Below are 21,629 nucleotides of genomic sequence, written 5' to 3'. Positions count from 1 at the left end.
CTTTCTTCTTGCGGATTTTTTTATTGTATTTCTTTAAAACGTTCGAGTGTTTTTTGGCGCATTTCTTGGTGAGAGACGATTGGTTTTGGATAATCACTTCCGATTATACAATGTGCGTCTTCTTGTTCAGATTCAGACATTTTACTAGGTTCGTGAATAAATGCTAGAGGAACTTCTTTTAATTCAGGTAAATACGAAGTAATAAACGTACCGTCTGGGTCGTACCTTTCTGATTGTCTTGTCGGATTGAAGATCCGAAAGTATGGTACAGCGTCAGTGCCTGTAGAAGCTGCCCATTGCCATCCGCCAATGTTTGAGGCAGGATCATAGTCAATTAAATGATCTTGAAAATAACGCTCACCGAGCCGCCAATCCAGTTGGAGGTCTTTCGCCAGAAATGAAGCGACAATCATACGAAGTCGATTGTGCATCCAGCCTATTTCATTGAGTTGTCGCATTGCAGCATCGACGATTGGAAATCCAGTTGTACCATTCTGCCAATGATGATAGCGTTCCTCATCGTATGACCATTGTAGTTGTTGATACTTTGAAATAATTTCTTCGTCTTTGCTCGTTGGATAACGGTAATAAATCATATTGTAAAAATCTCGCCAAGCGAGCTCTTGAATGAATGTATTCGCACCTTCATCGTTGCTAGATTCATCAATGTATTTTTGTACAGCTGCATAAACGGTCCGAGGAGAAATTGCTCCTGTACGTAAATACGCCGAAAGCCGGCTAGTTCCATCAAAGTCTGGTCGGTCTCGATCACTGTTATAATTCGTTATTAGACCTTTCGTGATGAAAGCTTGAAGTTGCTCGAATGCTCGATCGCTACCAGCCATTTTCTTCCAGATGCCCGTTTTCCTTTGCATTAACGTTCCGAACTGCTTTTGACCTTCGGTAAAGTCATCGGTTCGTTTTTGAATGACATCGCGTAGTTGACTTAGATCAATGTGACACGGCCGTTCTTTTGTACGGTTGATCCACTGTTTATAATAAGGCGTAAACACTTGGTAATGACTGTGATCTTTTTTTACAATTTCTTGGGCGCCATGCAGATGGGCATCTGTATAATTGTAGTAGCGAATGTTCTGCTTTTCAGCGAGTTGTTGAACGAACTGATCCCTTTCTCTAGCAAAAGGAGTATCATCAACGTTTACATGAATGGCTGTACAATCATCAACGATGGAAAATAAAGATTGAAAAGCTTCTTCGACTGAACCTGTTATAAAATGAAGAGATCCACCTTGTTGCTCAATCTTCTGAACGTGATCATATAAAGCTTCATAATAGTAGTCATGTCTCTTCGTAAACGCATCAGTAAGATCTGGGTGAATATGGTAAAGTAAAAGGAGCTTGTCATCTTCTTTGAGGTGTTCTAAAGCAGAATATAACGCTTTGTTATCATGTATTCTTAAGTCTCTACGAAACCAAACGATTTGAGTGCCCAATAACAACCATCCTTTCATATGGATTATTTACCCGAATTCGATCACGAACAATCGTAGAAAGTAGGCGTATATGAAAGAGCAAATAGAAGTAACAAACCAGTACGTTCGGTCGCTATTATTAAATGAACGTACTGGTCATGACTGGTATCACATAGAACGAGTAACGAAACTTGCTCACTATATTGCTGAACGTGAAGGGGCGAATTTGTTTATCGTTAAGATGGCAGCACTTCTTCATGATTTGGCTGATGATAAAGTCGCGTCTGATGAAGAATCAGGATTAAAGCAAGTGGAGGATTGGCTCAAATCACAAGAGATTCCATTTGAAGATCAACAAAAGATCCTTTCGATTATTACAACAATATCGTTTAAAGGCGGAAATGGATTACCTGTTGAGTCATTAGAAGCAAAAGTCGTCCAAGACGCTGATCGTCTCGATGCCCTGGGTGCCATCGGTATTGCTAGAACATTTGTGTATGCTGGCGCAAAAGGAGATCCGATGTATGACCCAACCATTGATGTGCGAGATAAGATGACAAAAGAAGAGTACCGTCACGGAAAGTCATCAGCGATTCATCATTTTTATGAGAAACTTTTAAAACTTCGAGGACTAATGAACACAAAAACGGGTAAACAATTAGCAGATGAACGTCACGAACAGCTTGAACAATTTTTAAAAACGTTCTTTCAAGAATGGGATGTGAAATTTTAGTAGGAAAATCAACGATTGACCTGACTTTATTGTGGGATTGTTTTACAATAGAACTATACTTATATACAAAGGAGATAATACTTTTGACACAGTTACAAGCTTTGTCCAAAGAAGAGTTACAGTCACGTCTTGAAGAGCTGACGAAACAATATGAAGATTATCAGGGCGAGAATTTAAACTTAAATATGTCAAGGGGTAAGCCAGCTCCAGAGCAATTGGATCTATCAATGGAAATGCTTGATTTATTTGATCAACATTCTACTTTACATGCAGAAAATGGAATCGATCTTCGCAATTACGGTGGATTGGACGGAATTCCAGAAGCAAAACAGTTTTTTGCGCAAATGTTAGCCGTTGATACAAAGGAAGTCATTATTGGTGGAAATTCTAGCTTAACGTTAATGCATGATACGATTTCTCGTGCGATGTTCCATGGCGTTGCTGGCGGTGCTCGTCCTTGGAAAGACGAAGCGAAGATTAAATTCCTCGCACCTAGCCCTGGGTATGATCGTCACTTTGCCATTTGTGAACACTTTGGCATTGAACTGATTGTCGTCGAGATGCAAGAAGACGGACCGAACATGGATGAAGTGGAAGCACTCGTACGTGAGGACGAATTAATTAAAGGTATTTGGTGTGTGCCTAAGTATAGCAATCCAAGCGGTGCGATTTATTCTGATGAAGTTGTCGAGCGTTTAACGAACATGGAGACGAAGGCAGACGATTTCCGTATTTTTTGGGATGATGCGTATACGGTGCATCATTTAAGTGATGAAAAGATCGAAGTAAAGAACGTATTAGAAACGGCTAAAGCATTCGGAAACAGCGATCGTCCTTACGTCTTTGCTTCAACATCTAAAGTCACGTTCCCAGGATCTGGCGTTGCAGCATTTGCGGCTAGTGAAGAGAACATTGCAGATGCCAAAAAGCATATGAGCGTACAAACGATTGGTTATGATAAGATCAATCAACTTAGACACGTACGTTTCTTTACAGATGTTATTTCTTTAGAAGCGCATATGGAAAAGCATGCAGCGATTATTAAGCCAAAGTTTGACCTTGTGTACAACACGTTCCGTGAACAACTAGGAAACAAAGGCATTGCTTCTTGGTCGGAACCTAAAGGCGGTTACTTTATTAGTCTTGATACGCCAGCAGGAACTGCGACAGACATCGTTCAGATGGCAAAAGAAGCAGGTGTAACGTTAACAGGTGCTGGTGCAACATTCCCTTATGGAAAAGACCCTGAAGATAAGAACATTCGCATTGCTCCGACGTTCCCGACGCTCAAAGAACTAGAGAAGGCGCTTGATGTTCTTTGTACGTGTATCGAATTAAAGAGTGTAGAGAAATTACTATCATAATTGTGGATCGCTTTAGGGGTAAGTCCCCTAGGCGATCTTTTTTGTCGTTGCAGACGAAAATCGTCTCGGTTAGTCGGTTGGAATATAACATTTTTAAAACGAGATTTTCATAATATGTAATAAAAAGAAAAAGTAAATTCATATAAAGCCTGAGAGAATAAGGTTTTTACGATCAGCAATTGCAAAATTGAATGTTAAAAGATCTAACAAGTATTCCGCTAAAATTCAGAATCAAGTAAAGATTTCTTTATTTTTTCTCACTTTATGGTACACTAAAGTGGATTTTAGTATTACTATATTCGGTATATTCTGTTAAGGGGGAGAAAAGATGAAGAAGAATCTATTGTTAACAGGTGTGCTAGGAGCTTCAATGCTAGCACTCGCAGCATGTGGAGATGACGAAGCAGGTACAGATGAAGAGCCTGCAGAAGAGCCAGCGGCAGATGTAGAAGACGAAGATGATGAAGTTGACGCTGAGGCTGATGACACAGATGCAGATGATGACGATGCAGAAGCTGCAGCTGGAGACGGGGACGATGTTTATGCAGATGTAGCTGGAGAAACGTATACCATTGCTACTGATAACGCATTCGTTCCATTTGCTTTCATGGATTTAGAGTCAGATGAAATGAGTGGCTTTGACATTGAACTTATGACGGCACTCGCTGAGGAAATTGGATTTACGCCTAATTTCCAAGCGATGGAATTCTCTGGAGCACTTGCAGGTATTCAGTCAGGTTCATATGACGCAGCGATCAATGCGATGTCCATTACAGAGGAACGCAAAGAAACAATCGACTTCTCAGACCCATACTACTTAGATGCAGGGATTATTTTCGCGGTCCATGAGTCTAATACAGATGAGTGGAGCTCATTTGAAGACTTAGATGTTGAAGGGGTAACCATTTCAACAGTTCAAGGAACTACTTCTCATGAATTTTTAGATGAGAATCTTGAAAACGCAACGGTTCAAACGTACCCAGAGATTGCTGATGCGTATATGAACGTAATTCAAGGTCATAACGATGCTGTACTTTATGACGAGCCAAACGTGGCTTACACGATTGAGCAAGCTCAAGACCAACTCGTTATGATTGGAGATACACTTCTAGCTGATGACTATGGCATTGGACTACCACAAGGTCACGATTTACTCGAGCCATTGAACCATGCACTAGAAGTTCTACAAGAGAATGGCACGTATGATGATTTATACGAAGAGTACTTCGGCGAGCGTCCTTTTGGAACATAATAACTAAAAAGTTTAGGCACTGCTCACGCGGTTTACTATGGCGTGAGCAGTTTTATTACATAGTGCCTGAGAGGAGATTGTCATGGTTATTAATCCACAAGCATTTATAGACGTAATCCCCTTTCTAATTGACGGTTTATGGATTACGTTGTACATTACCATATTTGGTGTTGCCATTGGTTGTGTAATAGGTACACTATTTGGTTTAATGAGCATCAGCCGCTTTCGAATTGTAAGGTTTATCGCAGTCACGTATGTAGAGGTTGTCCGCGGTACACCGCTACTTGCGCAAATCTTCTTCATTCACCTCGGGATCCCAGCCCTTATTGGACATACATTCGATCCGTACATTACCGGTGTAGCAATTATCGGGATTAACTCGGGTGCATACATTGCGGAGATCGTGCGTGGTGGAGTAAACTCGATTGATAAAGGTCAGATGGAAGCAGGTCGATCACTTGGGCTAAATTCAAGACAGACGATGCGCTATATCATTTGGCCACAAGCGTTGAAAGTGATGATCCCGCCGTTTGGTAATCAATTTGTTATCAGTTTAAAAGATACATCGCTATTATCTTCCATTGCGGTAGCAGAGCTTATGTACTCAGGTCGACAATATATGACCATTACGTTTTCAGCGTTTGAGACGATGTTCATGGTCTGTATTTTCTATCTAATTATTACCATTCCAGCATCACTCTTGCTACGGTATCTTGAACGGAGGATCGATAAATCATGATTAAAGTCAATGAGCTACATAAGAGCTTCGGCGATAATCAAGTGTTAAAAGGAATTACGACGGAAATTAAGGCTAAGGAAGTTGTTTGTGTTATTGGTCCGTCAGGTTCGGGGAAGAGTACATTTTTACGGTGCCTCAATCGATTAGAAGACATTACTTCAGGTGAGGTCATTATTGACGGAACGAACATTGCGGACAAAAGCGTGAATATTAATCGATATCGTCAAGACGTAGGGATGGTGTTCCAGCACTTTAACTTGTTCCCACACAAGTCTGTTTTGGAGAACATTACGCTTGCTCCGAAGAAGCTCGGAAAAGGGCAAAAGGCAGAATTAAATGAGAAAGCGATGCAATTGCTTGATAAAGTAGGGCTAAGAGAAAAAGCACAGGCATACCCATCAAGCCTTTCAGGTGGACAAAAGCAACGGGTTGCAATTGCAAGAGCGCTTGCGATGAACCCGAAAATCATGTTGTTTGATGAACCTACGTCTGCACTAGACCCTGAACTTGTTGATGACGTACTAGCAGTTATGAAAGATCTTGCTAATGAAGGGATGACGATGGTCGTCGTTACCCATGAGATGGGATTTGCAAAAGAAGTGGGCGATCGAGTTTTCTTCATGGATGAAGGACTTGTATTAGAAGAAGGTACACCAGAAGATGTGTTTACTAATACGAAGCATGAACGAACACAAGAATTCCTAAGTAAAATATTATAGAGACATTAACACTCCCCTAGAAGTTGTAACTTCTAGGGGAGTGTTATTAATTAATTGAGTTAGTTGCAATTTCTCGAAACAGCGCGATCGTCTCCATTTCGTGTTTCTCAAAGTCTGGATCAACACTCGTTTTGACGATAATTGTTTTAGACTTTGGATGAATATAAAGAAACTGTCCCCATACACCGAGTGCTAAATAGTCTTCGTTTTCTTTGTACGGAACCCACCATTGATATTGATAGCCAAGGTTCCTTTGTTTTCGAAGTGAACGAGTGGTATCAATCGTTGTAGATTCTTTGACCCAAGCGCTCGGAACAATCGATTCACCTTCCCAGTTGCCTTCATGTAAAAACAATCGTCCAAACTTTGCATAATCCTTTAACGTACCATTAAAGCCACAGAACGTATAATCGTTTCCTTGTCGATCTCCATTCCAGAATGCATCCCCCGTCGTTCCGATCTTTTTCCATATCTTTTCTTCAAAGTATATTGACGGTTGCATTCCAGTGACGCTTTTAATCAGCATCCCAAGTGCTTGTGTATCCATGCTTACATACTTGTATAGTTTCCCTGACGTTCTTTCAGACGTTAATTTTGACATGTAGTGATCAATGCTTTGATTTAGAGCAAGGGTTTGTTGGAATACCCGTTTAATATCAGAGGTTGGGCTACTATAGTCTTCATTAAATCGAACACCAGAACCCATAAATAAAATATGTTCAATTGGAACATTGTCATAACCACTATGTCTTAGTTGTGGCACATAATCTGTAATTGGATCTTTAATGCTTCTTATGAGACCTTCTTCTAACAGAATACCTATAAGGGAAGAAATCATTGATTTTGCGACGGACCAAGACGTGAAGGTCGAAGAAGATGTGCTTCCGAGACGGTACGTCTCATAACGAATCTTATCATCTTGAATTACAATTAAACCTGTCGTAGTCGTCTGTTCTAAAAACGATCCAAGATCTTTTGTTTTGCCTTTATACGTGTAAGTGATTGGTTTCGTAATTTCATCACGGTCGAAATAGAACGGCTTGGTAGGAGGTGTTAGTGCTCGACTAGGCATGACTTCATTCATATGTTGAAAGCGGTGGATACGCTTTTTAGGATGAAAGAGGGTAAGTGCCTCGTAGTTTTGAATAAGTTTATATCCAACCACACTTGTCGCGAGTAGCGATCCAAAAAGTGCGAGTTTATTTATTCGTTTCATAATGAACTCCTTTTAGTTATTCAAGCGAAAAAGCATATAAGTGTACAAATGTATAGCCGTTAGCTTGTAGGGTTGGTATTGCCCGTTTAACGCCTTCTGAAACATCACTTTCAGGTTGATTTAAATGAAGCAATACGATTGAACCTGGTGAAACACTTTCAATCGCATGTTGGACTTGATCCGCCGAATACGTTGCTCCCGCATCCCCAACAACATCAAAATTCACGACCTCTAAGCCTAACGCTTGGACAATTTCCACACTCACTTCATCATAAAAAGCAGTTCCTGATCGGAAGAATGAAGGAGAAGATCCTGTACGTTCTGTAATTGTCCGTTGGTTGCTCAATACTTCTTCGGTTACTTCATGCGCATGTGTCGTTCCTTGAATGCCGTAAGCTTCTTGGCCTGTGACAGAGAGCGGGACGTGCTCACTACCATGGTTTTCAATTTCGAACAAATCATCATTCGCTAAGTCTAAAAATGCTGCCTCATTGTCTAAAATCCAACGTTCATTCACGAACAAGGTTGCGGGAATTTGCTCATTACGTAGATAGTCAACAATATCTTCATCCAACTGATTCCCAAAAGGTCCACCACATAAATCAAATGTAAGCGCGACTTTCAATTCGTCGGTGTGCATTCGATTTTTCACCCCAGTAACGTGTTCGCCCCATTCTTGAGGTTCAGCGTTAAGATGGGAGTAGGGATGTGAAGGAGGTGACAATTCGTCTGAACGAATTGTTTTTGTATGTAAGTCGTTATGGTCTTCTTTTGTAGGGGTTTCACAGCTGACGAGTAAAAGCACTAAAAGAACGGTGAAGGTCTGAGTAACAAGTTTCATTCACGTCCTACTTTCCTAAGTTCTTCCCTTTAGTGTACCAAATGCAAACAAAAGAAAGAAGCTTAGGAACCATTCCTAAGCTTCGTCATTGGAATACGTCGTAAACCGATTACGGATTTTCTTAATGACTACTCCGTGTGTTGGTGAAAATAAGAACGCGGCTAAGAAGAAAAGCCCAGTCATTGTAGCCATCATACCAGCAATATTTGTGTCTAGCATGGCAGCAAAATAATAGCCTGATATTGCAGATAACACAGCAATTATTGCGCTATAGATAAACATTTTCCCTAACTGTTCGGTTAACAAATAGGCGGTAGCAGGCGGGGCGATAATCATAGCAACAACGAGAATGGCTCCGACCGCATCGAATGAAGCAACAGCTGTGATCGACGTCATCCCCATGAGTAAATAATGCAAAAAGACGACCGGGATACCGAGTGCTGCGGCAAGATGAGGATCAAATGAACTTAACTTAAATTCCTTATAAAAGACAAACAGTAAAATAATATTAATAACGAGAACAATGCTAATCATCCAGACGGCTTGAGGTACACCTTCAATGCCGAGCCAATCAACTGTCGTCCAAGGAATAAAGGCAAGTTCACCCATGATGGAATGTTCCACATCGAGATGAACGTCCCGTGCAAACATAGAGACGAGAATGACACCGATGGCAAACAAGAAGGTAAACACAATTCCAATCGCAGCATCCGCTTGAACGCCCGCAGAGTTAAGCAATTGGATAAAGACTGCGGTTAATATACCGGCAATTGCAGCGCCGATGAACATCGCTAATCCATCTAAACTTTGCGTAATTAAAAAAGCAGACACGAGCCCGAGCAAGACAGTATGACTAATCGCGTCAGAGATCATTGCCATTTTACGTAACACGAGAAGAACACCAACAATGCTACATGCAACACTAACTAATGAAGCAGTTAGTATGATCCACATCGTATAAGTCATCGATCTTCAGTCCTTTCTTGCAACACACTCGGAAACAATTCGTGCTTTGATAGCAATTCGAAAAGAGGTTGTTGTTCTGAATTTGGAAGTGATAGAAAGTCCCAGTTGTTTTTCTCCATCGGTAAATGGGCGAACTGCATTTCATGCATGGAGTACATTTGTAACATTCGCTGATTTAACGTGATTTGATGTGCTTCTTTTATGCCTTTATCTGTGAATTGATACGTTTCGGTTGAGCGTTGTAACCAGTTTCTTTTTTGTAGTCGCTTGATCGTTTGTTGAAGGCGTAAACCGCTGAGCGGTTGTACACTGATTAAATCGTCTAACGTAAGGGTGTTGCGACCGGTTTCTTCTATGAATTCATAAATCCCTTGCATGACTTGATTCTGACTCGTTGATTTACGTAATCTCATCAAGCGAATGGCTTTCGTCAACAATCCCTTTTTGGGAGCGAAGATGAGTGATAAGAAGAACAAAGAACATGACGAAACGATAATGAGTGGTCCGGTTGGCATCCCAGAAATCGGTGCACTAATGAGCGTTCCGAGTAACCCAGAAAGCCCCCCTACAACCCCGGATAAGATCACCATGACGTCAAGTCTATCAGTCCAATACTTTGCAGTAATTGCAGGTGCAATGAGCATAGCCGCCATTAAAACGACACCGACTGCCTGTAAGCCAATCACGACAGACGCAACAATCATCGTCATAAGTAACCCGTTAATGAACACGGTAGGAAGACCGAGCCCTTGGGCAAATTCACGGTCAAAAGTAATAATCTTAAACTCTTTAAATAACAAGAAGGTAATCGTTAATAATGCAATTGCAGCAATGACAAATAAATTGACGTCACTTCGAACCATTGCAGCGGCTTGCCCGAAGATAAATTCGTTTAAACCACTTTGATTACCAGTAGCGTTTCGATTGATGTAAGTGAGTAAAACAATTCCGATACCGAAAAATACGGACAGTACAAGACCAATTGCTGTATCGGTTTTAATACGAGAATGCTTAACGAACGCTTGGATGAGGTACGTCCCTATATAAGCGGTTATACCTGCGCCGATAATGAGCGGTAACATTTCTTTAGAACCGACAATAATGAAGGCAATGCAAATCCCTGGAAGCGCTGCATGACTCATCGCATCGCCAAGTAGACTTTGCCTTCTTAGTAATGCAAAGCTTCCAAGGACTCCACTTGTAATTCCGAGCAACATGGTGCCAACAAGTACCCACTGTGTATTCGGATTGGCTAATAGATCAAGCAAGGGGGTTCACCCCGTTTGATTCTTGATCTAAAAACGCTAAACGTCCACCGTACGTTTTCTGAAGATGTTCTTGTGTAAATACTTCTTCAGTTGGACCGAATGCGATTTTGCGGATATTTAACAACATAACCCAATCAAAGTAATCTTTAACGGTTTGCAAATCATGGTGGACGACAAGAACGGTTTTTCCTTTTGATTTTAAGTCTGTTAACAATTGAATGATGGCTTTCTCCGTTGCAGCATCTACACCGACAAACGGTTCATCCATAAAGTAAACGAAAGCATTTTGCGCAAGAGCACGTGCAAGGAATACGCGTTGCTGTTGACCGCCAGACAGTTGACTAATTTGACGGTTTGCAAAAGCTTCCATCCCAACTTGGGCAAGGCATTCAAGGGCTTCTTGTTTGTCTTTTTTATTGGGCCTACGAATTAAGCCGATTTGACCGTATTTCCCCATTAAAACGACATCAAGTGCATTCGTCGGAAAATCCCAATCAACCGAACCACGCTGAGGTACGTAACCAACGATTTGTCGTTGTTTTTTATATGGTTTTCCATAGATCGAGATATTTCCTGAAGCTTTAGGAACAAGCCCAAGAATTGATTTAATAAGCGTAGATTTCCCGGCACCATTAGGACCGACAATTCCAATTAGCTTCCCTTCTGGAGCTTCGAAGCTAACGTTTTGAATGACTGGTTTTCGGTGATAAGCGACAGTAATGTTGTTTGTTGAAACAGGATTCATGTTGTCGAACTCCTTCATTCCAAGTGTTAAACGACTTCGTTATTGTAGTGCGTCGACGATCTGAGAAATGTTAGAACGGTACATACCGATGTACGTAGCCTCGTCACTTCCAGTTTCACCCATAGCATCGGAGTAAAGTTCTCCGCCGTGCTCAACTTCATGACCTTGTTCATTAGCGCCTTGAATGACGGCCTCGATTGAACTGTCAGATACACTTGTTTCCCCGAACACTGCGTGAATGTCTCGATCGACCATTTCTGAGATCACGCGCTGAACATCACTTAGGCCATACTCTGCATCCGTTGAGATGCCTTGAAGTCCTAGAACGTCAAAGTCAAAAGCTGCGCCGAAATATTGGAACGCATCATGTGCAGTGACGAGTACTCTTTGATCTTCAGGGATCGTATCAACTTCTTCATACGCCCATTCTTGAAGTTCTCTTAATTCAGCTACATAAGCTTCTGCATTGGCTGTATAGTCCGCTTCATTTTCTGGGTCTACTTCAATTAATCCTTCTTTTACCGCGTCAACAGCATATACCCATAAATCAATATCAAACCAAATGTGTGGATCAGGCATGTTTGTTTCTTCTTCATCTTGCTTAATTAACTCTTCTGGAACGTGTTCGCCAACTGCATATACAGGCTTATCGTTGCCCATCTGTCTTAAAATATCTTCCATGTTCGCTTCTAAATTTAGTGCATTAAAAAAGACAAGATCCGCATCATCAAGACGTGAAATGTCACCTTGAGAGGCATTATAGCTATGTGGATCTACACCAGGACCCATTAATCCTTCAGCAGAAACGTGTTCGCCACCGACATTTTCTACAATATCGTTTAGTTGGCCAATCGTAGAGACGACAGAAACCGTTTCGTCTTGATCAACGTCAGTTGACGACCCTGGTTCGTCACTTGAACATGCACTTATTATACCTAGACTTGCGATGGATGCGAAAAGAATTCCGAACTTTTTCATGTAATTTCTCTCCCTTATTATCATAAATCATTTATATATATTTGATTAGGACAAACAAGTTTACGTAAGCTATGAAAGTTTCCCTAGGGCAAAACTTATAGCGCAATCTTACACTTTCTTAAAGGTTCTGTCAATTGTAAAAGTCTAACGCCCGCCAAGTCGGTATTTCAGCATGTATGCCTCATCGTATGATGGGCATTTGTCACATGTGACTAGTATAAAACGATGGACCTTAATTCATACGAATCAATTCTGACGCAATAATATTATAGAAGAATGCATGTCAAACTATGGAAATGGCAACAATGTAGTCGTAGTGGAGGGATGAACGTGCAAGTTTTCACAACGATTATTTTCTTATTATTGCTCGTCGTAATCGGGACGGTGTTGCATCGAAAGTTTAGTCGCATACCAGCTGCACTGTTTCAAGTGTTGTTAGGTGGGGTGTTTGGGGTACTGATGCCGAGCTTACAATTTGATTTTAAACCGGAGCTGTTTCTTTTGGCTGTGATTGCGCCTATTCTTTTTTTTGATGGTTATCACGCTTCTAGAACAGCTTTTTGGACGTATCGATGGCCAATTCTTTTAATGGCTTTTGGTTTAGTCTTTATAACGGTTGTCGGTTTAGGGTTTACAATTCATTTGTTAATTCCTGAAATGCCGATGGCAGTCGCCTTTGCGTTAGCAGCTGTGTTATCCCCAACAGATGCAGTCGCCGTAAAGTCGATTACGAAAGGAATGTCGTTACCAAAAGGGTTAATGACGATTTTAGAAGGGGAGTCGTTAATTAACGATGCAGCAGGGATCGTTTCGTTTAAAATTGCACTAGCTGCGGCAATGACTGGTGTGTTCTCAATTTGGGAAGGGTCGTCGAACTTTCTAGTCGTTGCATTGGGCGGTGCTCTGGTCGGTTTTATCGGGGCACTTTTGATCGTTCAGATCAGACTTTTATTACGGTCGTTTGGTTTTGAAGATGTCTATTCGCTCGTGTCGATTCAAATTATTACACCATTTGTGATCTACTTAATCGCAGAGGCTTTTCATGTTTCTGGAATACTTGCAGTCGTTACAGCGAGTATAGTCTACGGAATTGAACGAGATAAATTACAGCAGACTTCTTTACAAATGCAAGTCGTTGCGAACAATACATGGTCGATCGTCGGCTATCTATTAAACGGATTCGTCTTCGTTCTTTTAGGGTTTTTGCTACCAGAAGTGTGGACAGGGTTATGGCAAACCCACGAGTATCCGTTCTTCTTTATTGTGATGCTCACATTCGTCATCGCGATGGCGTTATTTATGATCCGCTTTTTGTGGGTGTACGTGCTATATCCTATTTTTCAAGGAAAAAAAGAAGTCTCGTTATGGTTTATGGAAGAGTTAAATCAAGAAGCTGCAAGTGGGGGTGTTCAATACCGCCGAGGCTACTATTCGTTGTTCGCAGCTGTTTGTGGGATTCATGGGACCATTACGCTTGCAACAGCACTGCTTATTCCTGACACGATGAATGATGGCAGTACATTCCCGCTAAGGGATACGTTTTTATTTATCGCGGCGGGTGTTGTGCTCATTTCCATGATTGCAGCAACGATTTTCTTGCCGATTCTTGGGAAGTCGGAGGTGAGTTCTGAAACGAAGCAGCGTTCAATGACTGTCGTGCATGCGGATATGATTCAGTACATGATTGAACAAATGGAGAAAAAAGCAGAAACGGATCGTTGGCTGCTCACACAAACCGTCATCGCGAAGCTCAAGCGTCAATTAATTTATGTAGAACAAGGACTTGCATTTAATTATTCAAAAAAAGCGTTAGATGAATTACGGGATTTTGTTCACGTTCAAGAGCGGGTTCTCGTGAAGAGCTATGTGAACAAGGGCAAGATCTCAAAGCGCTTATCAAGGATTTATCTCGCCTATAGGCAAAAGGTCGATGCTTATATACGAATGAATGTGATACGGCGTTATTGGCACAACATCAAATTGAGCATTTTACAAACAAAAATCCAGTCAGGCTTCAATGAAAAAGAAAAGCATGTGATGAACGTGGTGCATGAGTTGAGGTCACTAGAAAAAGAAATCCAACCACAAATTATGGACATGTTATCTGAGCATGAGCGTGCGTCCAATCGAAGGGAAATGTTGCTCGTTAAAGAAGAGCAACAAGATCGTTTGAGATTGTTCGAACAAGTAAAGTATGTCGATGAGGAAGTGAGGGATCAGTTAAAAGCCATTCACCTCGAAGGAATTGAATATGGACGATCATTCATTACACGCGAGCGAGAAGTAGGGGCAATCTCTGTAATGGAAGCTCATGAACTTCGTGAACGTTTACTATATAGTGAAATGATTGTCATTAAAGAAGGTGAGGAGCTTGATGAAAAGTAAAGACCACGTCAATGGCGTGGTCTTTACAAGATGGTAGCACCGAGGCTGTTTTTAAAGTGATTCAGTGCAAAAGTATGTCCTTCGCTACTAAAGCTTTGTACAGCTTGTTCATGTACGACGATTTGATAACCTAAATTGTACGCATCAACGGCAGTGTGAAGAACACAAATATCGGTGCATACGCCCGTAAGGTGAACGGTTGTTATGTTTCTTGCACGTAGTTGCATGTCTAGGTCGGTTCCAGCAAAAGCACTATACCTCGTCTTGTCCAGATAGAGGACAGGTGAATGTGTTTTGATCTGTTCATATTGTTGTTGAAGCGAGCCGTATAGTTGTCGTCCGTCTGTTCCTTTAATATTATGAGGAGGAAACAGTTTCGTTTCGGGATGATACGGATCATTTTCTTCATGCAAATCGACAGCGTAAATGACGAGTTGTTTCTCAGAAGAGAATTGCTCAATCAGTGCATGTATGGCAGGTTCAATTTGTTGTCCCGGTTTCCCACACGTCAACTTGCCGTGATCAGCAACAAAGTCAATCGTAAAATCGATGACGAGTAATGCTTCTGACATAATGATTTTCACCCTTTTCTTTGTAGTATACTAAACATTTAAGAAGGCGGATAGCTCTTTAGCACACGAATAAGTGTGCAGAGTGGTTACCAAATTGTAGGCGAAATTGTTACAGTAAGTGTGAAGGCTTGATAACAATCCATGAAATATGAGATGCTAAACGATGAATAAGACTTTGAAAGATTGAGGTGGATTATGGAGAAACAAGACCGTATAAAGCGAAAACGTCGCAGGTTGTTTATGCGCGCGGCCATTTTGTTTTCCATTGTCGCTGCAGTCGGCTATGTGTTTGTTACGAACTTCTTTATGGCCGAAGCAAGCATTGTAAATGAAGGAGACGACGCTCCGAACTTCTCTCTCGTTAATATGGAAGGAGAAGTGGTCGAACTGGCTGATTATGAAGGCCAGGGTGTTTTCTTGAATTTCTGGGGAACATATTGCCCGCCATGTGAAGACGAAATGCCTTACATGGAAGCAGAGTGGCAAAATTATAAAGACAAAGACGTTGAAATTTTAGCGGTAAACGTCGGTGAGAGTGAACTTCAAATCGACCGTTTTGCCAATCGACATAGCTTAAACTTTCCAATCTTAAAGGATAGTAATCGTGACGTACTTAACGCTTATGGTGTAGGGGTATTGCCTGCAACATTTCTCATTGATGAGCATGGAGAAGTGATTCTTAAGCGTGAAGGCGGAATGAGTCAAGAGCATGTCGAGAATTTCATGGAAATGATCGACCCAGCTGCCTCTTAGTGAAGGGGCAGTTTTTCTTAATTTATACGCGTGTATAAGGAACTACAAAAAGAGGGATCACAATGAATGAGTCGATCGACAGGAAGTTATTATTCGCAGTCTGGCAAGGCTTCGGTCTCATGGTTCTGGTTGGTTTTATTCTTATTATTGTTTTTCGTTTTGGAGAAGTCTTACCGTTTGTGCTTGACTTGTTCGACACATCAGACTTCGGAATTATACTTGCATTAGCAATCGGATTAGTCAGTGGGCTTTTGATGGCGTTACTTGTAACAGGGGTGATGGTGCTAACAGGTACCGAGTTACCGAAAAACGAGATGACCGAATTGCTCGAACAGATCGTCCGAATGCCAGGGGGACTTTTGACGATCAGTTTAGGAGCGGGGTTTGCTGAAGAGTTCTTGTTTCGAGGTGTGCTCGTTGGATTAGTGATTGAAGTGTGGCCAGTGTGGCTCGTGTTAACGTTAAACGCACTGTTATTCATGGCTGTACATGTTCCTCAATATCGAGGGAAACCGTTGATGCATCTGACGATCTTTATTATGGGTCTGTGGCTTGCATTTCTGTTTTATTGGACGTCTTCATTACTCGCACCGATTATCGCACATGCGATTTACAACGGTGTGTTAGGGTATCACCTTAAAAAGCAAGGAAAAGCTTCTGACAACTAGTGCACAGAACTAGTTGTCAGAAGAGCATTCGAGTGACGATTCCACAGATCATTCCAATGATTAAAGACAGTAGTAAGGATTTAGAGAAAAACATCGTAAGCCCACTTGAAATTGCTGCGACTGTAATTGGAATGGAGACATATGTTAAGCCTCCTTCAGGAGTCATAATTTGTATGACGACAAGAGCTGTAATGATGCTAATTGGGACGAATTGTAAATACGTTTTAATAGTAGGGGTAACATGAATCTTAGTCATAACTTCCAGTCCGATGAGCCGCGACAAGTAAGTAATGATTGCAAGTGTAATTATGAGTAGAATCGTGTCATTCATCGTCAAGTTATCGTCCTTTCCTAGAAAGGAATAGTCCAAGGAAAGGTGCGACAATTCCTACAATTATGATTGTGAATTGATTCGTTGGAAATAGTACTTCGAGACTAATGGTGAGTAAAACCGCAAGCCCCATTGTTGCAAAAGCCGGATAATTGGTTATCGATTGCACGAGCAAGGCGGCAAATGTTACAGGGAAAGCTAAATCTAATCCATAAGCGACGGGATCAATGACATTTCCTAGACTTGCACCAACGATTGATGACAAAAGCCAGCTCACATAAAACGTAATTGCTGCTCCGAGGAAAAAGCGTGGAGCAGGACCAATCTCTTTAAATTTACTCGTGCTAAGTACGAACGACTCATCATTAATCCCAAATGCATAAAGAAAGCGAGTCGAACGTTTGAGTTGGTGAAATCCATCAGAAAGGGCTGCGCCATATAGAAGATTCCGTAAATTCAAAAGCGATGTTGCAATCACTAGGTTCATAAACGATGCGCCAGAAGCTATCATAGCAACAGCAACGAGCTGTACGGAGCCTGAAAATACGAGGATCGACATGAGAATTGCTTCAAAGTAACTCATCCCAGCTCCAATCGCAAGTACACCGTAAGACACCCCATAGGTTGCAATGGCGAGCGCTAAAGGTAAAGCGATGATGATGCCATATCGAAAGTAAGACGTCAAAAAACACCCTCCTTATATATTATAATATACTTTTAGTTAATTGTAATATAACTTAAAGCATTATGGTATACTGAAAATTGAACATAAAACTATAAATCTTAGGTTGGAGTAGACAATGGACGATCAGCGAGCAGAACATTTATCAAGAAAACTCGGCGAATCGATTCGAAAAGTTAGAACCTCACGTAAAGTAAGTATGGAAATGATGGCAAAAGAAATAGGTATTAGTAAATTAACGCTATTAAAAATAGAAAAAGGCGAAGGTAATCCAACGCTTGCAGTCGTTTGGAAGATTGCAAATGCCTTACAGCTACCGATTGCTAGCTTATTGCAAGAACAAGAAGAAGGAGAAGTTGTAAAACGAGGTGGGTCGTTTACGTTATCAAGTGTACAAGAAGATTTTACCGCAGAGCTTTTGTTCCAAACGAAAAACACAGAAGTGTACCAAGGCTATATCAAAGCAAATAGCATGTACCAATCTGAACCTCACCGTGAAGGCGTCGTTGAATGCGTAACGGTACTAGATGGGCGGATTACAATTAAAGTAGAAGATCGAACGTATCAACTGGAAACGTATGATAGCATTCGTTTTGATGGTGATCGTATTCATTCTTATTGCAATGAAGAAATCGAGGGAGCAAAGTTGCACTTTGTCATCACACATTCATAATTTCAGTATGTGGAAGCAATGTTTAGCGTTTAAAATGAGAAGAGATTCCACGAACAGGGGTGCCATACGTTGAAACAAGTATTCATTTTAGTAAGTAGTGTAGCTATATTGTTTCTACTACTTCCTTCGTTTGACGCTTATGCAAACGAATTGACCGAATTTACAGCGCAAGGAAATAATGAAGAAGATGGTACGATTCCTTATATTGTAGCAAATATCTCATCGATGGTTGGGGCAATGATTCTTGCTGCGATTACGTTGTATTTCCTTATACGACGAGAACGTAAAAATAAAAAAGATTGAGCAGGCATTACGTGCCTAGCTCAATCTTTTATTTTTATAGGTAATCACGGATGCTTAGCAATGCGCCATTTTCATGGGAGTCTTTTAGAACACCATGAATGATGCGGTCACTCACAACTTCAGGTTTTACAAGATTACCATCTTCTTTATATGCCTTAAATTTATCAACATGTTTAAAACGACTTTGATCTGCACTGCGAATCGTTGATTGCATATTCGTATCGATAATTCCCGGTGCTAAGGAATAAAAACGAATCGGGTATGTGGCTTCTTCTTGTTCAACCGCAGCTGTTTTCGTGAACATATCCAGACCAGACTTCCCGCTACAATAAACATTCCAGCCGTCCATAGGACTTCTTCCAGCACCAGAGCTGATATTGAGGACAGTTTTTGGTACTAAATAGGATTCACTAAGTTTCACGAACAGGTTCGCCAAAATAACAGGTGCCGTTAAATTCACGGTGAAATGGCTTGTGATGTCTTCATTTTGTAGAGAACCGACGCGACCGACAGGTTCAACGACCCCTGCATTGTTAATGAGTAAAAGCTCTGTAGCGTTGCCTTGAAGTTGCTCAAAAATCATCGTCATGACGCGCTCTAATTGATCTAACTGACCGATGTCAACTTGGTAAGCATTCACGTCTTTAAGTGAGACTTCAGAGCGAGAGAGCGTATGGACGACAGCACCTTCTTCTACGTATTGTTTTGCAAGTGCAAAGCCGAGTCCTTTTGATGCGCCAGTAATGATCACGTGTTTCATCGTAAATTCCCCCTACGTGCGATTAGATTGTTGGTTCGTTAAGTTGCGAACAACAAAGATGGCTAAGATTCCTGCAATAAACAAGGTGAACTCAGACAAGCTTGTTGTGAGTGCATCATTTTGAATCATGCTAATCGTTGCATTCTCGACGGTGAAGAACCCACTTGACATCGTCATCAACATAGAGAAAAGGAAAAACACCCACCAAAAGATAATGAGATAATTTTGCTTCTTATCTTTTTCTCCGAGTTGCTTAATTGCCATTTTCTTTGAAAGATCGAGAAATGCAAGCAGTGGCAAGAAGAAGTTCATGAACGGGATAATGAAAAAAGAAACGATCCAACCGGCGTTGTTCACTTCCCCGTCTTCAAGGTTCTTCTTTGCTACATTAAATAGTAAGTATGTCCAACGCAAAAATACGACCGCTGTTATGAGAAATAATACGAGTCGAGGAAAAATGACGAACAACGTCATTTGTCCGAGTGTTTCTCTCAAATCGTGAGGAATCGATTCCGCACGATTTTCTGAAGGAAGAGATTGAAGTGATGTGTACTCATAGATGCCAACAATCGCTGTGAGTAAAGCGAAAAGCGATGTAATCAACAAGAGGACAATCGTAAAGCGTTTTGTACTGTGTAGCTTTTGTAGTTCATTCATGGTTACATGCATCCTCATTTCTAACGTGCTAGGTTAACTATAGCATTTCCACATTTGATGTGTAAAAGTTTCTTCTATCGGGAAAAAGAAGGGCATGAAAGGAAGTGGCAAATCATGAATAAACTATATATAAATGGCGATTGGGTAGAAAGTACATCAAATGAAATAATCACGGTTTTAAATCCGGCAACAGAAGAAGTCATTGGTGAAGTGCCGAAAGGAACGAAAGAGGATGTTGATCGAGCGGTCGATGGTGCCTTTACCGCGCAAAAAAAATGGGCAAAAGAGTCAGGTGCTACGCGTGCGGAAGTTGCAAGGAAAATCGGCGAGGCTATTGAACGAGATAAAGAAGAATGGATTCGTTTGCTCGTGCAAGAACAAGGGAAAACGATGGCTTATGCACGAGGTGAGATCGACAAGTCCATACAGTATTGTCACTATATGGCAGGCTTCGGATTACGTATGGAAGGTGACACGCTACCTAGTGAACGAGAAAACGAGATGCTTCTCGTTTTGAAGAAGCCGATCGGTGTTGTAGGTGGCATTGTTCCTTGGAACTTCCCGGTATTTGTAATGCTAAGAAAGGTCATTCCACCTCTTGTAGCAGGCTGTTCAGTTGTCATCAAACCGAGTACAGAAACGCCACTAACTGCTTATAAATTTGCAGAACTCGTACATGAATTAGGTTTAGCGCCAGGGTTGTTTCAACTCGTGCCAGGCTCAGGTTCAGAGGTCGGTAATGCAATTGCAGCTCATGAGAAAGTGAGTCTCGTCACGATGACAGGAAGCTTCCCAGCAGGTTCTAAAGTGATGGAAGCCGCAGCTACCAACGTAAAGAAAGTGAACCTTGAATTAGGTGGTAAAGCTCCTGTCATCGTTACACAAAATGCTGACATCGATGAAGCGGTTGAGCATATTGTGCAATCTAGAATTGTTAATACTGGTCAAGTATGTACGAACGCTGAGCGCGTCTACGTTCAAGAGAGTGTTATTGACACGTTTAATGAGAAAATGGCAGACCGTATGAAAGCAGTGAAGTATGGTGATCCGTTAAAAGATTCGTCCGTTGAAATGGGACCACTCATTAGTCAAGATCAATTGGATGATGTTGTTTCTGCAGTTCAAGAAGCGAAAGATGAAGGCGCAACGATTGTTGTCGGTGGACAAGCAGTTACAGATCGCAAAGGATTCTTCTTTGAACCGACGGTGATTACAAATGCGAAGCATGAGATGAAGATCATGACAGAAGAGATCTTTGGACCAGTCCTTCCGATTACGTCCTATGAAACGTTAGATCAAGTCATTGATTGGGCAAATGACTCTGAGTATGGCCTATCTTCTTCAATATTTACGAATGATTACAATGAAATGATGCGAGCGATCAATGAGCTTAACTTCGGAGAAGTTTATGTGAATCGTGAGCATGATGAAGCAATTCATGGTTATCATGCCGGTTGGAGAAAATCTGGTGTTGGCGGTGCTGACGGTAAGTATGGGTTTGAAGATTATTTAGCGACGACGGTGGCTTATTTGCAATACGATCGAAACAAACAGTAGATGAACGAACAAAACGAGCTGTATAGTCAGCTCG

General features: G+C 41.3%; 23 protein-coding genes. 11 read left to right on the top strand and 12 right to left on the bottom strand.

Annotated features, from left to right (window positions below):
- Positions 1-20 precede the first annotated feature (20 nt).
- A complete protein-coding gene (locus tag JOD17_RS03480) occupies positions 21-1,454 on the bottom strand; it encodes a cryptochrome/photolyase family protein (RefSeq protein ID WP_204695731.1) in 1,434 nt (477 codons plus the stop codon).
- Positions 1,455-1,524: 70 nt separating this feature from the next.
- Here JOD17_RS03480 and JOD17_RS03475 point away from each other — a divergent pair, with 70 nt between their 5' ends.
- The 5 genes from JOD17_RS03475 to JOD17_RS03455 all read left to right on the top strand — a co-directional run bounded on the left by JOD17_RS03475 (position 1,525) and on the right by JOD17_RS03455 (position 6,240).
- On the top strand, positions 1,525-2,166 hold the full coding sequence (locus tag JOD17_RS03475; RefSeq protein WP_204695730.1) for an HD domain-containing protein: 642 nt from the start codon (positions 1,525-1,527) through the stop codon (positions 2,164-2,166).
- A gap of 83 nt (positions 2,167-2,249) precedes the next feature.
- Positions 2,250-3,530: an aspartate aminotransferase type Ic gene (locus JOD17_RS03470; RefSeq protein ID WP_239575195.1), complete on the top strand. Its 1,281-nt coding sequence runs from the start codon at positions 2,250-2,252 to the stop codon at positions 3,528-3,530.
- Between the two features lie 328 nt (positions 3,531-3,858).
- A complete protein-coding gene (locus JOD17_RS03465; RefSeq protein WP_239575193.1) occupies positions 3,859-4,782 on the top strand; it encodes a transporter substrate-binding domain-containing protein in 924 nt (307 codons plus the stop codon).
- 82 nt (positions 4,783-4,864) lie between these two features.
- A complete protein-coding gene (locus tag JOD17_RS03460; protein WP_204695728.1) occupies positions 4,865-5,521 on the top strand; it encodes an amino acid ABC transporter permease in 657 nt (218 codons plus the stop codon).
- Positions 5,518-6,240: an amino acid ABC transporter ATP-binding protein gene (locus tag JOD17_RS03455; protein WP_204695727.1), complete on the top strand. Its 723-nt coding sequence runs from the start codon at positions 5,518-5,520 to the stop codon at positions 6,238-6,240. The genes JOD17_RS03460 and JOD17_RS03455 overlap by 4 nt, the downstream gene beginning before the upstream one ends.
- Positions 6,241-6,286: 46 nt before the next feature.
- Here the strand turns inward: JOD17_RS03455 and JOD17_RS03450 are convergent, their stop codons facing one another.
- From JOD17_RS03450 to JOD17_RS03425, 6 genes are all read right to left on the bottom strand, one after another.
- The gene (locus JOD17_RS03450) at positions 6,287-7,456 is read right to left on the bottom strand and encodes a serine hydrolase domain-containing protein (protein ID WP_204695726.1); all 1,170 of its coding nucleotides are present in this window, start codon (positions 7,454-7,456) and stop codon (positions 6,287-6,289) included.
- 16 nt (positions 7,457-7,472) lie between these two features.
- Entirely contained in the window at positions 7,473-8,297 is an 825-nt protein-coding gene (locus tag JOD17_RS03445; protein ID WP_204695725.1) for a polysaccharide deacetylase family protein, read from the bottom strand.
- A 75-nt stretch (positions 8,298-8,372) separates the two neighbouring features.
- A complete protein-coding gene (locus tag JOD17_RS03440; protein ID WP_204695724.1) occupies positions 8,373-9,263 on the bottom strand; it encodes a metal ABC transporter permease in 891 nt (296 codons plus the stop codon).
- Positions 9,260-10,531 carry a metal ABC transporter permease gene (locus tag JOD17_RS03435; protein WP_239575191.1) on the bottom strand — a complete coding sequence of 424 codons (1,272 nt, stop codon included), beginning with the start codon at positions 10,529-10,531 and terminating at the stop codon, positions 9,260-9,262. The genes JOD17_RS03440 and JOD17_RS03435 overlap by 4 nt, the downstream gene beginning before the upstream one ends.
- Positions 10,524-11,276 carry a metal ABC transporter ATP-binding protein gene (locus JOD17_RS03430; RefSeq protein ID WP_204695723.1) on the bottom strand — a complete coding sequence of 251 codons (753 nt, stop codon included), beginning with the start codon at positions 11,274-11,276 and terminating at the stop codon, positions 10,524-10,526. The genes JOD17_RS03435 and JOD17_RS03430 overlap by 8 nt, the downstream gene beginning before the upstream one ends.
- Positions 11,277-11,315: 39 nt before the next feature.
- Positions 11,316-12,254 (bottom strand): metal ABC transporter solute-binding protein, Zn/Mn family, encoded by a 939-nt coding sequence (locus JOD17_RS03425; RefSeq protein WP_204695722.1) that lies wholly within the window; start codon positions 12,252-12,254, stop codon positions 11,316-11,318.
- A gap of 330 nt (positions 12,255-12,584) precedes the next feature.
- On the opposite strand from JOD17_RS03425, the gene JOD17_RS03420 reads away from it, so the two are divergent.
- Entirely contained in the window at positions 12,585-14,639 is a 2,055-nt protein-coding gene (locus JOD17_RS03420; protein WP_204695721.1) for a Na+/H+ antiporter, read from the top strand.
- A gap of 23 nt (positions 14,640-14,662) precedes the next feature.
- Here JOD17_RS03420 and JOD17_RS03415 read toward each other — a convergent pair whose 3' ends face one another.
- Entirely contained in the window at positions 14,663-15,211 is a 549-nt protein-coding gene (locus tag JOD17_RS03415; protein WP_204695720.1) for a cysteine hydrolase family protein, read from the bottom strand.
- Positions 15,212-15,406: 195 nt separating this feature from the next.
- Between JOD17_RS03415 and resA the strand changes: the two genes are divergently transcribed.
- Positions 15,407-15,964 (top strand): thiol-disulfide oxidoreductase ResA, encoded by a 558-nt coding sequence (gene resA, locus JOD17_RS03410; protein WP_204695719.1) that lies wholly within the window; start codon positions 15,407-15,409, stop codon positions 15,962-15,964.
- A gap of 62 nt (positions 15,965-16,026) precedes the next feature.
- A complete protein-coding gene (locus JOD17_RS03405; RefSeq protein WP_204695718.1) occupies positions 16,027-16,632 on the top strand; it encodes a CPBP family intramembrane glutamic endopeptidase in 606 nt (201 codons plus the stop codon).
- A gap of 16 nt (positions 16,633-16,648) precedes the next feature.
- On the opposite strand, the gene JOD17_RS03400 is transcribed toward JOD17_RS03405, so the two are convergent.
- Positions 16,649-16,963 (bottom strand): AzlD domain-containing protein, encoded by a 315-nt coding sequence (locus JOD17_RS03400; RefSeq protein WP_204695717.1) that lies wholly within the window; start codon positions 16,961-16,963, stop codon positions 16,649-16,651.
- A 7-nt stretch (positions 16,964-16,970) separates the two neighbouring features.
- On the bottom strand, positions 16,971-17,648 hold the full coding sequence (locus tag JOD17_RS03395; RefSeq protein WP_204695716.1) for an AzlC family ABC transporter permease: 678 nt from the start codon (positions 17,646-17,648) through the stop codon (positions 16,971-16,973).
- 115 nt (positions 17,649-17,763) lie between these two features.
- Between JOD17_RS03395 and JOD17_RS03390 the strand changes: the two genes are divergently transcribed.
- Positions 17,764-18,318, top strand: a complete 555-nt coding sequence (locus tag JOD17_RS03390) for a helix-turn-helix domain-containing protein (RefSeq protein ID WP_204695715.1) — start codon at positions 17,764-17,766, stop codon at positions 18,316-18,318.
- A 69-nt stretch (positions 18,319-18,387) separates the two neighbouring features.
- Positions 18,388-18,621, top strand: a complete 234-nt coding sequence (locus JOD17_RS03385; RefSeq protein WP_204695714.1) for a hypothetical protein — start codon at positions 18,388-18,390, stop codon at positions 18,619-18,621.
- Positions 18,622-18,655: 34 nt separating this feature from the next.
- Here JOD17_RS03385 and JOD17_RS03380 read toward each other — a convergent pair whose 3' ends face one another.
- Entirely contained in the window at positions 18,656-19,381 is a 726-nt protein-coding gene (locus JOD17_RS03380) for an SDR family NAD(P)-dependent oxidoreductase (protein ID WP_204695713.1), read from the bottom strand.
- A gap of 12 nt (positions 19,382-19,393) precedes the next feature.
- Positions 19,394-20,038, bottom strand: coding sequence for a DUF4328 domain-containing protein (locus tag JOD17_RS03375; protein ID WP_204695712.1), 645 nt, complete (start codon positions 20,036-20,038; stop codon positions 19,394-19,396).
- Positions 20,039-20,152: 114 nt separating this feature from the next.
- Between JOD17_RS03375 and aldA the strand changes: the two genes are divergently transcribed.
- Positions 20,153-21,595 carry an aldehyde dehydrogenase gene (gene aldA, locus JOD17_RS03370; protein ID WP_204695711.1) on the top strand — a complete coding sequence of 481 codons (1,443 nt, stop codon included), beginning with the start codon at positions 20,153-20,155 and terminating at the stop codon, positions 21,593-21,595.
- Positions 21,596-21,629: the final 34 nt, after the last annotated feature.

Origin of the sequence: Geomicrobium sediminis (assembly GCF_016908595.1) — a bacterium.
In the GTDB taxonomy this organism is placed as follows: domain Bacteria; phylum Bacillota; class Bacilli; order Bacillales; family Marinococcaceae; genus Geomicrobium_A; species Geomicrobium_A sediminis.
Note: the sequence above shows the minus strand (reverse complement) of the source record. Positions and strands in the feature narration are given on the sequence as shown.

Coding starts and splice junctions, on each gene's coding strand:
- JOD17_RS03390 (WP_204695715.1), top strand. CDS start 17,764: ATGGACGATCAGCGAGCAGAACATTTATCAAGAAAACTCGGCGAATCG.
- JOD17_RS03450 (WP_204695726.1), bottom strand. CDS start 7,456: ATGAAACGAATAAATAAACTCGCACTTTTTGGATCGCTACTCGCGACA.
- JOD17_RS03425 (WP_204695722.1), bottom strand. CDS start 12,254: ATGAAAAAGTTCGGAATTCTTTTCGCATCCATCGCAAGTCTAGGTATA.
- JOD17_RS03415 (WP_204695720.1), bottom strand. CDS start 15,211: ATGTCAGAAGCATTACTCGTCATCGATTTTACGATTGACTTTGTTGCT.
- JOD17_RS03400 (WP_204695717.1), bottom strand. CDS start 16,963: ATGAATGACACGATTCTACTCATAATTACACTTGCAATCATTACTTAC.
- resA (WP_204695719.1), top strand. CDS start 15,407: ATGGAGAAACAAGACCGTATAAAGCGAAAACGTCGCAGGTTGTTTATG.
- JOD17_RS03465 (WP_239575193.1), top strand. CDS start 3,859: ATGAAGAAGAATCTATTGTTAACAGGTGTGCTAGGAGCTTCAATGCTA.
- JOD17_RS03375 (WP_204695712.1), bottom strand. CDS start 20,038: ATGAATGAACTACAAAAGCTACACAGTACAAAACGCTTTACGATTGTC.
- JOD17_RS03440 (WP_204695724.1), bottom strand. CDS start 9,263: ATGACTTATACGATGTGGATCATACTAACTGCTTCATTAGTTAGTGTT.
- JOD17_RS03475 (WP_204695730.1), top strand. CDS start 1,525: ATGAAAGAGCAAATAGAAGTAACAAACCAGTACGTTCGGTCGCTATTA.
- JOD17_RS03380 (WP_204695713.1), bottom strand. CDS start 19,381: ATGAAACACGTGATCATTACTGGCGCATCAAAAGGACTCGGCTTTGCA.
- JOD17_RS03455 (WP_204695727.1), top strand. CDS start 5,518: ATGATTAAAGTCAATGAGCTACATAAGAGCTTCGGCGATAATCAAGTG.
- JOD17_RS03405 (WP_204695718.1), top strand. CDS start 16,027: ATGAATGAGTCGATCGACAGGAAGTTATTATTCGCAGTCTGGCAAGGC.
- aldA (WP_204695711.1), top strand. CDS start 20,153: ATGAATAAACTATATATAAATGGCGATTGGGTAGAAAGTACATCAAAT.
- JOD17_RS03460 (WP_204695728.1), top strand. CDS start 4,865: ATGGTTATTAATCCACAAGCATTTATAGACGTAATCCCCTTTCTAATT.
- JOD17_RS03430 (WP_204695723.1), bottom strand. CDS start 11,276: ATGAATCCTGTTTCAACAAACAACATTACTGTCGCTTATCACCGAAAA.
- JOD17_RS03445 (WP_204695725.1), bottom strand. CDS start 8,297: ATGAAACTTGTTACTCAGACCTTCACCGTTCTTTTAGTGCTTTTACTC.